This window comes from Enterobacter sp. EC_64 (assembly GCF_019584165.1).
In the GTDB taxonomy this organism is placed as follows: Bacteria; Pseudomonadota; Gammaproteobacteria; order Enterobacterales; family Enterobacteriaceae; genus Enterobacter; species Enterobacter roggenkampii.
Genome location: NZ_VDAS01000009.1, coordinates 136722 through 151035, shown reverse-complemented (window position 1 = coordinate 151035; position 14314 = coordinate 136722). Strand labels below are relative to the sequence as shown.

The 14314-nt window shown below is 56.8% G+C and carries 10 protein-coding genes and 1 other RNA gene; 7 read left to right on the top strand and 4 right to left on the bottom strand.

All coding sequences use genetic code 11. The annotated features are described in order from the left end of the window. Positions 1 to 52 precede the first annotated feature (52 nt). The 3 genes from ppsA (at position 53) to FHC52_RS09720 (ending at position 6444) form a co-directional block, all read left to right on the top strand. The gene (gene ppsA / locus FHC52_RS09730; RefSeq protein WP_023292664.1) at positions 53 to 2431 is read left to right on the top strand and encodes a phosphoenolpyruvate synthase; all 2379 of its coding nucleotides are present in this window, start codon (positions 53 to 55) and stop codon (positions 2429 to 2431) included. A 233-nt stretch (positions 2432 to 2664) separates the two neighbouring features. After that, positions 2665 to 4065 (top strand): MFS transporter, encoded by a 1401-nt coding sequence (locus FHC52_RS09725; protein WP_023292663.1) that lies wholly within the window; start codon positions 2665 to 2667, stop codon positions 4063 to 4065. Between the two features lie 3 nt (positions 4066 to 4068). Next, positions 4069 to 6444, top strand: a complete 2376-nt coding sequence (locus FHC52_RS09720) for a glycoside hydrolase family 3 N-terminal domain-containing protein (protein WP_126288036.1) — start codon at positions 4069 to 4071, stop codon at positions 6442 to 6444. A gap of 5 nt (positions 6445 to 6449) precedes the next feature. Here the strand turns inward: FHC52_RS09720 and rprA are convergent. Continuing rightward, positions 6450 to 6557, bottom strand: an RNA gene (gene rprA, locus FHC52_RS09715) — antisense sRNA RprA. Positions 6558 to 6764: 207 nt separating this feature from the next. Beyond that, positions 6765 to 7880, bottom strand: coding sequence for an AI-2E family transporter YdiK (ydiK, locus tag FHC52_RS09710; RefSeq protein WP_021241100.1), 1116 nt, complete (start codon positions 7878 to 7880; stop codon positions 6765 to 6767). 200 nt (positions 7881 to 8080) lie between these two features. Between ydiK and FHC52_RS09705 the strand changes: the two genes are divergently transcribed. From FHC52_RS09705 to FHC52_RS09695, 3 genes are all read left to right on the top strand, one after another. After that, positions 8081 to 11137, top strand: a complete 3057-nt coding sequence (locus tag FHC52_RS09705) for an FAD-binding and (Fe-S)-binding domain-containing protein (RefSeq protein ID WP_220420054.1) — start codon at positions 8081 to 8083, stop codon at positions 11135 to 11137. Beyond that, positions 11134 to 11544: a 1,4-dihydroxy-2-naphthoyl-CoA hydrolase gene (gene menI / locus FHC52_RS09700; RefSeq protein WP_021241102.1), complete on the top strand. Its 411-nt coding sequence runs from the start codon at positions 11134 to 11136 to the stop codon at positions 11542 to 11544. Before FHC52_RS09705 ends, menI begins: the two co-directional genes overlap by 4 nt. 85 nt (positions 11545 to 11629) lie before the next feature. Next, on the top strand, positions 11630 to 11824 hold the full coding sequence (locus FHC52_RS09695; RefSeq protein WP_003857766.1) for a YdiH family protein: 195 nt from the start codon (positions 11630 to 11632) through the stop codon (positions 11822 to 11824). Between the two features lie 50 nt (positions 11825 to 11874). On the opposite strand, the gene FHC52_RS09690 is transcribed toward FHC52_RS09695, so the two are convergent. Both FHC52_RS09690 and FHC52_RS09685 read right to left on the bottom strand, forming a co-directional pair. Continuing rightward, positions 11875 to 12516, bottom strand: a complete 642-nt coding sequence (locus FHC52_RS09690; RefSeq protein ID WP_065102177.1) for a winged helix-turn-helix transcriptional regulator — start codon at positions 12514 to 12516, stop codon at positions 11875 to 11877. Between the two features lie 84 nt (positions 12517 to 12600). Next, on the bottom strand, positions 12601 to 13260 hold the full coding sequence (locus FHC52_RS09685; RefSeq protein WP_032651561.1) for a winged helix-turn-helix transcriptional regulator: 660 nt from the start codon (positions 13258 to 13260) through the stop codon (positions 12601 to 12603). A gap of 504 nt (positions 13261 to 13764) precedes the next feature. Here FHC52_RS09685 and FHC52_RS09680 point away from each other — a divergent pair. Then, a complete protein-coding gene (locus tag FHC52_RS09680; RefSeq protein WP_220420053.1) occupies positions 13765 to 14283 on the top strand; it encodes a fimbrial protein in 519 nt (172 codons plus the stop codon). Positions 14284 to 14314: the final 31 nt, after the last annotated feature.

Here is a 14314-nt window from a genome sequence, read left to right as displayed (position 1 = left end):
ACGTAGTCAGGTGTTTCTTACTCCGATCAAATATCACAAAAGGATTGTTTCGATGTCCAACAATGGCTCGTCACCGCTGGTGCTTTGGTATAACCAACTCGGCATGAATGATGTAGACAGAGTTGGGGGCAAAAATGCCTCCCTGGGTGAAATGATTACAAACCTGTCGGGTATGGGTGTCTCCGTACCGAACGGGTTTGCCACCACCGCCGATGCCTTTAACCTGTTTTTAGACCAGAGCGGTGTTAACCAGCGCATTTACGACCTGCTGGATAAAACGGATATTGATGACGTGACCGAGCTTGCCAAAGCCGGGGCGCAGATCCGCCAGTGGATCATCGACACACCTTTCCAGCCGGAACTGGAAAAAGCCATTCACGACGCGTACAACCAGCTTTCCGCTGACGACGCGCAGGCCTCCTTTGCCGTGCGCTCTTCAGCCACCGCAGAAGACATGCCGGACGCCTCGTTTGCCGGGCAGCAGGAAACCTTCCTGAACGTCCAGGGTTACGATGCGGTGCTGGTGGCGGTGAAGCACGTGTTTGCTTCCCTGTTCAACGACCGCGCCATCTCCTATCGCGTGCACCAGGGCTACGACCATCGCGGCGTGGCGCTCTCCGCTGGCGTGCAGCGCATGGTGCGCTCGGACGTGGGCTCATCCGGCGTGATGTTCTCCATTGATACCGAATCCGGCTTCGACCAGGTGGTGTTCATCACCTCCGCGTGGGGTCTGGGTGAGATGGTTGTGCAGGGTGCGGTAAACCCTGACGAATTCTACGTCCACAAGCCTACGCTGGCCGCTGGCCGTCCGGCGGTGGTGCGCCGCACCATGGGCTCGAAAAAAATCCGCATGATCTATGCCCCGACCCAGGAGCATGGCAAGCAGGTTAAAATTGAAGACGTACCGCAGGAGCAGCGCGACCGCTTCTCCCTGACCGACGCCGAAGTGCAGGAGCTGGCGAAGCAGGCGGTGCAGATTGAAAAACACTACGGCCGTCCGATGGATATCGAATGGGCGAAAGACGGGAACACCGGCAAGCTGTTTATCGTGCAGGCGCGTCCGGAAACCGTTCGCTCACGCGGTCAGGTGATGGAGCGTTACACGCTGCACGCCCAGGGCAAAATCGTGGCGGAAGGCCGTGCTATCGGTCACCGCATCGGTGCCGGTCCGGTGAAGGTGATCCACGACATCAGCGAGATGAACCGCATTGAGCCGGGCGACGTGCTGGTGACCGACATGACCGACCCGGACTGGGAACCGATCATGAAGAAAGCGGCGGCTATCGTTACCAACCGCGGCGGCCGTACCTGTCACGCGGCGATCATCGCCCGCGAGCTGGGGATTCCGGCGGTTGTCGGCTGCGGTGATGCTACCGAGCGCATGAAGGACGGACAGAACGTGACCGTCTCCTGTGCCGAAGGCGATACCGGCTACGTGTATGCCGATATTCTCGACTTCAGCGTGAAGAGCTCCAGCGTGGATACCATGCCGGACCTGCCGCTGAAGATCATGATGAACGTCGGGAACCCGGACCGAGCGTTCGACTTCGCCTGCCTGCCGAACGAAGGCGTAGGCCTGGCGCGTCTGGAATTTATCATCAACCGTATGATCGGCGTTCACCCGCGTGCGCTGCTGGAGTTTGACGACCAGGAGCCGAAGCTGCAGAACGAAATCCGCGAGATGATGAAAGGCTACGACTCGCCGAAAGAGTTCTACGTCGGCCGTCTGACCGAAGGGATCGCCACGCTGGGCGCAGCGTTCTACCCGAAACGCGTGATCGTGCGTCTGTCTGACTTCAAGTCAAACGAATACGCCAACCTGGTGGGCGGCGAGCGCTACGAGCCGGAAGAAGAGAACCCAATGCTGGGCTTCCGCGGGGCCGGACGCTACGTGTCCGACAGCTTCCGCGACTGCTTCGCGCTGGAATGTGATGCGGTGAAGCGCGTGCGCAACGACATGGGGCTGACCAACGTCGAAATCATGATCCCGTTTGTGCGTACCGTGGATCAGGCGAAAGCGGTTGTTGACGAACTGGCGCGTCAGGGTCTGAAGCGCGGCGAGAACGGGCTGAAGATCATCATGATGTGCGAAATCCCGTCCAACGCCCTGCTGGCCGAGCAGTTCCTGGAGCACTTCGACGGCTTCTCTATCGGCTCGAATGACATGACGCAGCTGACGCTGGGTCTGGACCGCGACTCCGGCGTGGTCTCCGAGCTGTTCGACGAGCGCAACGAGGCGGTCAAAGCATTGCTCTCCCTGTCCATCCGCGCGGCGAAGAAGCAGGGCAAATACGTCGGGATTTGTGGTCAGGGGCCATCCGACCATGAAGACTTTGCCGCCTGGCTCATGGAGGAGGGGATCGATAGCCTGTCCCTGAACCCGGACACCGTGGTGCAAACCTGGCTGAGCCTGGCGGAACTGAACAAGTAACGCCACGCTGACCCGAAAAGGCGAGGATATTATTCCTCGCCTTTTTTATTTCCGCCCGAATATGCTCCCCATCACAAATAAAGTAAAAAACTAAATATCATAATTTGCCTGTCAATTTAGACAATTGTTAGCGCGCAAACCGTTGCTAATACTTGAGCCTTACTGCGCATTTCCCTTCAGATGATGCGCAACTGGTTGAAATACGTTTTAACCTGATAAAAAGGCAAATAACAATGACACTCTCCTCTGTATTGCGTACCAAAGATAAAATAGGTTATGGCTTAGGTGATATGGCCAGCGCGCTGGTCTGGCAAACGGCAACGTTATTTCTCGCCTATTTCTATACGGACGTTTTTGGACTGCCCGCCGCAATCATGGGCACCATGTTTTTAGTGGTGCGCGTGGTCGATGCGTTTGTCGACCCGTGCATTGGCGCGCTGGTGGATCGCACTCAAACGCGCCACGGCCGTTTCCGTCCCTGGCTGCTGTGGTTCGCCATTCCGTTTGGCGTAAGCTGCCTCATCACCTTCTATGTACCGGACGTGGGGCCGACGGCGAAAATCGTTTATGCCTGCCTGACCTACGCGATCTTAAGCCTGATTTACTCCGCCATTAACGTGCCTTATTGCGCCATGCCCGGCGCGCTGACGCTGGATCCGCGCGAGCGTCACTCCCTGCAGTCGTGGCGCTTTGGCCTGTCGTTTATCGGCGGGTTGATTGTGACGGTGATTGCCCTGCCGCTGGTCTCACTGTTAGGCCAGGGCAACGTGCAGAAAGGCTATTTCTACGCCATGAGCCTGATGGGGCTGCTGGGCATTGTGCTGTTTTTCTGCTGTTTCCTGATGACCCGCGAGCGTTATTCTCCGCGCAGTGATACTTCCGGCTCGATGCTCACCGATTTAAAACTGCTGGCCGGAAACAGCCAGTGGCGCATTGTGTTCCTGTTTAATATTTTGCTGTTAACGGCGGTGGTAACGCGCGGTTCCGCCACCATGTATTACGTGAACTACGTGCTGTTGCGTCCGGAGCTGGTTTTTGCCTTTATTGTTTCCGGAATGGTCGCCTCCTTAAGCGGCGCACTATTATCTGAACGGCTGCTGGGGAAATTTGACCGCGTCCGCGCCTATCAGTGGACCATTATTTCCTTCGTCATTTTCGGGGCGCTGATTTTCTTCCTGCCGCCTTCGCAGGTGTGGCTGATTTTTGGCCTCAACATTGTCTTTAGCTTTGTGCAAAACCTCACCACGCCGCTGCAGTGGACCATGTTCTCCGATGTGGTCGACTACGAAGAGCATCGCAGCGGCCGCCGCCTGGACGGGCTGGTTTTCTCTACCGCGCTGTTTGCCATCAAATTTGGGCTGGCGCTGGGTGGGGCTGTCGTCGGCTGGGTGCTTGGCATGGTGGATTACGCCCCGGGACAGGCAGCCCAGGCGCCGCACGTGCTCTCTACGATCAACGCCCTGTTCACCCTTATCCCTTGCGCGCTGTTCCTCTGCATGGTCGCGCTGCTTTCAATCTACAAGCTTAACAGCCGGCTGGTGGATTCCATCGCCCGGGAGCTGGCCAGCAAGCGTGAGGTGAGACCCGAAGCAGGGCCGCTCAGCCCGGCAACCCCTTCCGCACTACAGGAGTAAAACATGACAGCTATCTATAAGGACGCGGGACGTCCCGTGCACGAGCGCGTCGCCGATTTACTGGCGCGTATGACCCCGGAAGAGAAGTTCGCCCAGATGCATGCGTACTGGCTGATCCTCGATGAAAACGGCAACCACCGCGAGCGCAGCGATCTGAGCGACGAATTCGCTGGCGTGAGCGAGCAGGCTGCACTGAGCGAACGGCTGAAGCTGGGCGTCGGGCAGATCACCCGTCCGCTGGGTACCCATATCGTTGACGCGAAAACCGGCGTGCGCGCCGCTAACCGCCTGCAGCGCATGATGATGGAGGAGACGCGACTCGGCATTCCGGCACTGTTCCATGAAGAGTGCCTGGTGGGGCTGCTGTGCAAAGACGCCACGCTGTTCCCGTCGTCGCTGAACTACGGTTCGACCTGGGATCCGGAGCTGGTGCAGCGCGCGGCACAGCAGATTGGCAAAGAGGCGCGATCCGTCGGCTGCCAGCAGGGGCTGGCGCCGGTGCTGGACGTTTCCCGCGACGTGCGCTGGGGGCGAACCGAAGAGACCTTCGGGGAAGATCCCTGGCTGGTGGGCGTGATGGCGACCGCCTACGTGAAAGGCTTACAGGGCGATAAGCGCGATCTGCTGGCGACGCTCAAGCATTACGTGGGCCACTCGTTCAGCGAAGGGGCGCGCAACCACGCCCCGGTGCATCTGGGCTTTAGCGAGCTGAACGACACCTTCCTGCTGCCGTTTGAAATGGCGGTTAAGCTGGCAAACGCCGGTTCGGTCATGCCCGCCTACCACGACATCGATAACCAGCCGGGGCACAGCGACAGCTTCCTGCTGACCACCGTCCTGCGCGAACAGTGGGGCTTCGACGGCATTATTGTGGCGGACTACGGCGGCGTCAGCCTGCTGCACCAGCATCACGGCATTTCCCACGATGCGGCCGAATCCGCCGCGCTGGCCTTCAACGCCGGGCTGGACGTTGAGCTGCCGAAAGATGACTGCGCGCGGCATCTGTCAGACGCCGTTGAGCGCGGACTGATCTCTATGGCGAAAGTGGATGAGATTGTGGGCCGTGTGCTGACCGAAAAATTCCGTCTCGGCCTGTTTGAGAACCCGTATGCCGATGAAAACGGCATCGATCTGCAAAATGAGACGACCCGCCAGGTGGCGCGGGAGGTGGCGACCAAATCGGTCACGCTGCTGGAAAACAACGGCATTCTGCCGCTGAATGGTAAACCCCGCGTGGCGCTTGTGGGACCGACGGCAGACGATCCGCTGGCGTTGCTCAGCGGCTACAGCTTTCCGGTGCATCTGATCATCAGCGATATGGTGGAGGAGACCTCGCAGGTGACGACCCCGCGCGCGGCGCTGGAACACTACCTCGGCGCGTCTCAGGTCCGTTACGCCAAAGGGTGTCACATCATTGAAAAACGGATGGCGGGTGCGCCGGTCTTCCCGGGCGACAGCGGCGGTAAGCCGATGCAGCAGTCGCCGGTCTCGCAAAGCACCGCTCTTATCCCCGAGGCGGTCAACGCCGCGCAGGAGAGTGACGTGGTGGTGGCCTGCGTGGGCGATCTCGCCGGGCTGTTCCAGAGCGGTACCGTGGGGGAAGGTTCCGACACCGATTCCCTGAATCTGCCAGGTGTTCAGCAGCAGCTGCTGGAGGCGCTGGTGGCGACGGGCAAACCGGTGATTGTCGTGATGACCGGCGGGCGTCCTTACACTCTTCAGGGCCTGGAGGACAAGGTGGCCGCGCTGATCGTGGCGTGGGCACCGGGGCAGGAAGGGGGCTGGGCGATCGCGGACGTGCTAACGGGACGGGCAGAGCCGCAGGGGCGTCTGGTGGTGAGCGTGCCGAAAAGCGCCGGGGCCATGCCGTATTACTACAATCACAAGCTCAAAAGCGGGGGCACGCCGTTTGCGTTCCACTTCGGTTCACGTTATCCGTTTGGCTTCGGCCTCGGCTGGACGACGTTTCGCTGGAATGCTGCCCGCGTCGCTGCAAGCAGCGTGCCGGTCGACGGCGAGGTGACGCTGAGCGTGGATATCACCAATACCGGGGAACGCAGCGGCAGCGAGGTGGTGCAGGTTTACGTCAGGGATAAGGTCGCCACCCAGGTTCGGCCGCTTCAGGAGCTGAAGGCCTTCCAGCGCGTCACGCTCTCGCCAGGCGAAACCGCCACGCTCAGCTTTACGCTGCCGGTGGAGATGTTCAACTTCACCCGTCGCGACGGGAAACGCATCGTTGAGCCGGGCGAGTTTGAACTGCAGGTTGGCGCATCGTCGGCGGATATCCGCCAGGTGGTGACGGTCAATGTGACCGGGGAAACGCGGGTGCTGCCTGCCGAGTGGCGGATGCTCAGTACCTGTGAGGTTACGCGCGCGTAGTCAGGATAAAAAAAAGCCCATCGTGGGAGATGGGCAAAGACTACACACAGCAATTCGTTGTTTCACTCAGGGGATTTCCATGCTTATAAATCAAGGTGTTGATTTATAACCGTGTGCTAATAGTAGGCATGTCCGCTTTTAGCGTCGATCGGATTCGTCTCAATAGTTAAAGAGATATAAAGATTTCTTGAGGTTATGAGCAGATTGAGTGCAGAAATTGCGGGTCTGACCAGTGTGCAACGAATAAATACTTTAGCAGCGTTAAAGTATTGGGTGGGGGGATGTAGGCCGGGTAAGCTTTAGCGCCACCCGGCAAAAACTTAATGCGTGTTCTTCTCTTCCAGCTCTTCCAGTTCGCTCAAAATCACGTCCGGGTCGGTTCCCGGCGGCGGAATTTCATGCACCCAGGCGGAGAACAGACGCCAGGTAACGGCGAGCAGCACCGGGCCGATAAACAGGCCAATCATGCCGAAGGCAATCAAGCCGCCAATCACCCCGGAGAGGATCAGGATCAGCGGCAGGTCTGCGCCCATGCGGATGAGAATCGGGCGAATGACGTTATCCATGGTGCCGACCACGCAGCTCCAGACCAGCAGCACCGTTCCCCATGTGGTATCTCCCGTCCAGTAGAGCCAGATAATGCAGGGCACCAGCACCAGCAGCGGCCCCAGTTGTGCAAGACAGGTCATCAGCATGACAACGGTGAATATCGTGGCATACGGTACGCCGGAAATCGCCAGACCAATACCGCCCAGCACCGCCTGCACCAGCGCGGTGACCACCACGCCCAGCGCCACCGCGCGTACGGCCTGCGCCGCCAGCAGTACCGCAGCGTCACCGCGTTTGCCCGCCAGGCGGGTGGCAAAGTGACGAACGCCCAAAGCCACCTGCTCACCGCGCCAGTAAAGCAGGGCGCTGAAGAGCAGCATCAGGGTACAGTGCATCATAAAGCGGCCAATATGCGCCGCCTGACCCACAAACCAGGTGGTGGTGGTGCCAATATACGGGCGCACTTTTGCCATCAGCGCGCTGCCGCCCATCTCCAGCAGGCTGTGCCAGCCGCTGTAGAGCTTGGCGCCCACGACCGGAATGCTGTTCAGCCAGGCGAGATCCGGCAGCGTGAGATCGCCGCTGGTCACGGCGCGGATCACCGGGCCGCTGGAGTCGACGAGACTGTTTACCAGCAGCGCAATGGGAATAATAAACAGCAGGAACAGCAGCAGCGTCATGACCAGCACCGCTAACCCGCGGCGGCCGAACAGCAGCTTCTGCAAGCGCAGCAGCAGAGGCCACGTGGCAACGACAACGGTCGCGGCCCAGGCGAAGCCAAGAATAAAGGGTTGAACAATCCACAGACACGCAATGATCATGAGGGCCAGGAACAGCACCGACAGCAAAATTTGCGCAACATCCCTGGGCTGGCGAAGATTGACCATAAATGAAACTTTCCTTAAAAGAACGCCAGCGCGGCTGGCGGGAACGGAAAACCGCATCTCTTTAATCATTAATGATCTCAGCGGTTTTTGACAGGCGGATTTTGCCCGTAATTCTACGAAGCACATAAGAAAAAAATGTGATAAAACTTTCCGGACACAACGCAAACGATTTCACATTACTCTAATTAGGGTCGACAGTCATGATCCCACAGATTTCTCAGGCACCCGGCGTCGTTCAGCTGGTGCTTAATTTTTTGCAGGCACTGGAGCAACAGGGTTTTACAGGTGATACCGCCACGAACTATGCCGACAGGCTGACGATGGCAACCGATAACAGTATTTACCAGCTTCTTCCCGATGCCGTCGTTTTCCCTCGTTCTACGGCCGACGTGGCGCTGATTGCCCGACTCGCCACGCAGGAACGCTTTGCCTCGCTGGTCTTTACGCCGCGCGGCGGCGGCACCGGGACCAACGGTCAGGCGCTGAACCAGGGCATTATTGTTGATATGTCGCGCTATATGAACCGCATCATTGAGATCAACCCGGAAGAGGGGTGGGTGCGGGTCGAAGCGGGCGTTATCAAAGATCAGCTTAACCAGTACCTCAAGCCTTACGGCTACTTTTTTGCCCCGGAGCTTTCCACCAGTAACCGCGCGACCCTCGGCGGGATGATCAACACGGATGCTTCCGGTCAGGGCTCGCTGGTCTACGGCAAAACCTCCGATCACGTGCTGGGCGTGCGTGCCGTTCTGCTGGGCGGCGATATTCTCGATACGCAGCCGATGCCGGTCGAACTGGCGGAAACGCTGGGCAAAGATAACACGGCCAGCGGACGCATCTATCGTACCGTGCTGGAGCGCTGCCGCGACAACCGCCAGCTTATTCTCGATAAGTTCCCCAAACTGAACCGCTTCCTGACCGGGTACGACCTGCGTCACGTCTTTAACGACGACCTGACCCAGTTTGATTTAACCCGCGTGCTCACCGGCTCCGAAGGGACGCTGGCGTTTATCACCGAGGCGCGGCTGGATATCACCCGCTTGCCGAAGGTGCGTCGGCTGGTGAACGTCAAATATGACTCCTTCGATTCCGCGCTGCGCAATGCGCCGTTTATGGTGGAAGCGAAAGCGCTGTCGGTGGAAACGGTTGACTCCAAAGTGCTTAACCTGGCCCGGGAAGATATTGTCTGGCACTCCGTCAGCGATCTCATTACCGACGTGCCGGATAAAGAGATGCTCGGCCTCAATATCGTGGAGTTCGCCGGCGACGATGCGGCGCTGATTGAGAGCCAGGTCACCACGCTGTGCCAGCGGCTGGATGAGCTGATTGCGCAGGGCGAAGGCGGCGTGATCGGCTGGCAACTCTGTAACGATCTGGCCGGGATTGAGCGTATCTATGCGATGCGTAAAAAAGCCGTGGGCCTGCTCGGCAATGCGAAAGGGGCGGCGAAGCCGATTCCCTTTGCCGAAGATACCTGCGTGCCGCCTGAGCATCTGGCGGATTATATCGTCGAGTTTCGCGCCCTGCTGGACAGCCACGGCCTGAGCTACGGCATGTTCGGCCACGTCGATGCCGGGGTACTGCACGTGCGTCCGGCGCTGGATATGTGCGACCCGCAGCAGGAGATTCTGATGAAGCAGATCTCCGACGATGTGGTGGCCTTAACCGCCAAATATGGCGGTCTGCTCTGGGGAGAGCACGGGAAAGGATTCCGCGCGGAATACAGCCCCGCATTCTTCGGCGAACAGCTCTATGCGGAGCTGCGCAAGGTGAAGGCGGCTTTCGACCCGCATAACCGCCTCAACCCGGGCAAAATCTGCCCGCCTGAAGGCGTGGACGCGCCAATGATGCAGGTGGATGCCGTCAAGCGCGGCACATACGACAGACAGATCCCGATTGCGGTGCGCTCCTCCTGGCGCGGCGCGATGGAGTGTAACGGCAACGGCCTGTGCTTTAACTTTGATGTGAAAAGCCCGATGTGTCCGTCAATGAAAATCACCAGCAACCGTATCCACTCGCCAAAGGGGCGGGCGACGCTGGTGCGTGAATGGCTGCGTCTGCTGGCCGATCGCGGGGTTGACCCGCTCAGGCTGGAGCAGCAGCTTCCGGAAAAACGGGCCAGCCTGCGCTCGCTGATTGAACGCACCCGCAACAGCTGGCATGCCAACAAGGGCGAGTATGATTTCTCCCATGAGGTGAAAGAGGCGATGTCCGGCTGTCTGGCCTGTAAAGCCTGCTCAACCCAATGCCCGATTAAAATCGATGTGCCGGAATTCCGCTCGCGCTTCCTGCAGCTGTATCACACCCGCTACCTCCGCCCGGTTCGCGACCATCTGGTGGCGACGGTGGAAAGCTACGCGCCGCTGATGGCGCGCGCGCCGAAGACCTTCAACTTCTTTATCAACCAGCCGCTGGTGCGCAAGCTCTCCGAAAAACATATCGGCATGGTCGATCTGCCGCTGCTGTCGGTGCCGTCTCTGCAGCGCCAGCTCGTCGGGCATCGTTCGGCGAACATGACCCTGGAGCAGCTTGAGGCGCTCACGCCTGAGCAAAAAGCGAAGGTGGTGCTGGTGGTGCAGGATCCGTTTACCAGCTACTACGATGCCCAGGTGGTTGCGGACTTTATCCGCCTGTCGGAAAAGCTGGGCTACCAGCCGGTTGTGCTGCCGTTCTCGCCCAACGGCAAGGCGCAGCACATTAAAGGCTTCCTGACGCGCTTTGCCAAGACCGCGCAGAAAACATCTGACTTCTTAAACCGCGTGGCGCAACTCGGGATACCGATGGTCGGCGTCGACCCGGCGCTGGTGCTGTGCTACCGCGATGAATACAGGCAGACGCTGGGCGATAAGCGCGGTGATTTCCACGTCATGCTGGTGCACGAGTGGCTGCCGACGGCCCTGGAAGACAAAGCGGTTCAGGACGTCAGCGGTGAGCCGTGGTATCTGTTCGGACACTGCACGGAAGTCACCGCGCTGCCTGGCGCCCCCGCGCAGTGGGCGTCCGTCTTTGCCCGCTTCGGCGCGAAGCTGGAGAGCGTTAGCGTGGGCTGCTGCGGTATGGCCGGCACGTACGGACACGAAGTGAAAAACCACGCCAACTCGCTCGGCATTTATGAGCTGTCCTGGCATCAGGCGATGCAGCGCTTGCCGCGAAACCGCTGTCTGGCGACGGGATACTCCTGCCGCAGCCAGGTGAAACGGGTAGAGGGTAACGGCGTACGCCACCCATTGCAGGCTTTACTGGAGATAATTGGATGATCTGGAAACGTGCCGTGACGCTGCAGGCGCTGAACGCCATGGGCGAGGGGAATATGGTGGGGCTGCTGGATATCCAGTTCACCCGTATTGGCGACGATGACATTGAGGCCACCATGCCTGTCGATCGTCGCACCCACCAGCCGTTTGGTTTATTGCACGGCGGGGCGTCCGTCGTGCTGGCCGAAACCCTGGGCTCGGTGGCGGGGTATCTCTGTACCGAAGGGGAGCAGAAGGTGGTCGGACTCGAGGTGAATGCTAATCATATCCGCTCGGTACGCAGCGGGCGCGTGCGCGGCGTGTGCCGCGCGCTGCACGCCGGTAGTCGCCACCAGGTGTGGCAGATTGACATTCTCGACGAGCAGGATCGCCTGTGCTGCTCTTCAAGGTTGACGACAGCGGTCGTGTAAAGTTTTCGGATGTTTTGCCTTTGGTCAAAAACTAGCCAGCGGGTTGTGATATACTGGTCAGGTTTTGTACATAAGCGAGGACATCATGGATACTGAAATAACCCCAACACAGCTGGCAATTGAATATTTACGTCGCGATAAGAGCAATCTGTCCCCGGCGCAGTACCTGAAAAAGCTGAAACAGCTTGAGCTGGAATTTACAGATTTGCTGGCGCTCTCTTCGAATGAGCTGAAAGAAGAGATCTACTTTGCCTGGCGGTTGGGCGTTCACGTCCATTGAGAGAGTAATGTTGAAAAGGCCGCAACTGCGGCCTTTTTTGTGCCTGAGATTCAGTATTTAGCGGGGAGCTTGTTGATTTTGATAAGCCTGCCTTCTTCCATTTCGATAAATCCGCCGGTTTTCAAATCCGCCAGAATGCGCATCACGCCGCTGCGGGAGAGGTGGGTTTTATCGCGGATATAGCGTTCAGCGGTTATCGATTTGCGAAAAGTGTCTTCTTCGCGCATCAAATCGATTAACTGTCCACGAATAATCTCATAGGCAGAGGGCGCAATTCGATGAAGCATGTTTTTATAGAGGCGATTGGTAACATGCATAATATGTTGAGATAGAATGTTCCAGAGATTGTGGGTCTCCACAACTTCCCGCGCTTTTTCTACCGAGATAACACCCGTCAGCCCTGGTGTAATGACTTTACAATACTCATCAAAAAAGACGTCCGTCACATTGCCTATTCCAAACAAAGCGGGGGCCTGCACGGTGAACAACAGGGTCTCATCATCCCGGCGGTAGGAGGCCACGCTTCCCTCCAGTATGAGGTAGCACATGGCCTTACCATGAATTGTATGCTCTAAACGTTCTCCGACGACTGTCGTATGAAAGACAGCAAAGGGACGCAGATGTGCAATTAGTTCACTCGCGAAAGGTGATGAGCGATAACGATCATCTGCGATGTCCTCAAAATCTGGCATAGATAACGACCTTACTGTTTCATTGTATTATCGAAACATTATAGCGCCGACAGGGCCTTCAGGCTCTAACTCAGCAAGGTGTTATCAATACTTTAACGGTAAATGATTTATCTCCTGTAGAACCCCACGCTGCATCGTAATGTATCCGCCTGTTCTGAGTTCGGAGAGGATCCGCATGATGCCGCTACGTGAAAGCCATGTACGGCTCTTAATGTAATTTGCCGCAGTAGTATGTTCCCGAATGGACTCGGGTTCCTGCATAAGCTCCACGAGCTGAGTGCAGATAATATCGTACGCGGACAGCTGCGATATCATCGCGCAATGCTCGTACACCCGGGAAGCCGAATACATTAGCAGCCTGGCGAAGTGTTCCCACAAATTGTCATTCGCAATGATCTGATTGAAGCTGGCGAGCGCCAGCATACCAATCTCAGATGTTTCTAACGCCCTGACGTACATATGGCCGTTGGTATGCTGGTTACTGACGCCCAGAACAAAGGGAGCCGACTCAGAGTTAAGAATGATGCCATCCCCTCGACGGTGCAGGGCAACGCTGCCGCTTAACAATAAAAAGCAATAGCGTGCTTCGTCGCGATAATAGTGCATAACCTCACCTTTCTCGATTACCATCCGCTCTGAGAATGGCACCATGTGATTAATGAGTAATTCAATTGCGGAGAAAGGTTTTGTCGCTAAGGCGGAGATCCGCGCCTGAGGGGATAACGTCTCTAGCCTGGTATTCATAGTTAACCTCTGTTTTAACCGGTGCAGTTGAGCATGCGCACATAGCCGCATTATCTAAAACGTTAAGCACCAGGGAAATATACCCGACCGGTCTAAATGTAGACCGTTAAAGTAATAGTTATTATAAGTGCTTGATTTATTTATTAGCGAGTGGCTGGTCTATGTTTGGACTGGTTTTTTATTTGAATGTAAGAATTTTCTTGGGCTTTGATTCTTTATGTGAAGTTATTAAAAGGTTAATGTTTTCTTTATAGAGTTAAGGTCTACAGTTGGACTGAAAATTAAATTGTCTTTTATCGGACATTTTAATAAATTTCGTTTCAGCCAGTGAACAGCATTGAAGCTCCTGTCTTGTTTGCAGACGTTGTCTGTTATTTAAAGGGAGAGGGTTCAACGTTATGCTTACGGCACTTTTAAAACCGGCACATATAAATGGTCGAATAAACCATAGGGATGATGTTGCCGAAATGATAGTTATAAATAAAGTTACTAAGGATATAAATCATGAAAAAGACGATTATTGCTGCTGCTTTCGCTGCGACTGCTGCTCTGACCATGTCTAATGCATTCGCTTCTGCTGGTACCGTTAATTTTACCGGCGAAATCATCGATGCAGCGTGCACCGTTGATGCGGGTTCTGTAAACCAGACCGTTGGTCTGGGCCGTTACAGCAAATCTGAATTTACCGCTGCTGGCGATAAAACCGCTGCGACTAAATTCTCAATCGTTCTGACCAACTGCCCGGCAACCGTAACTGGCGCAACCATCAAGTTTGACGGTTCTGCCGATCCAGCAAACTCTAACCTGCTGGCTGTAACCGGTGGCGCAACGGGTGTTGCTATTAACCTGATGACGGCTGATAGCCAGGATCTGCCGCTGGCGGGCGTTAACAGCCACGTATACAGCCTGGCTGAAACTGTACCAAACACACTGGACTTCTTTGCTCAGTACGAAGCAACGTCTGCAACTGTTGGCGTAGGTCCAGCAAACGGTGTAGCTAACTTCTCCGTTAGCTACCAGTAATCTTCCTGACCGGAAAAATATATGAGGGCCG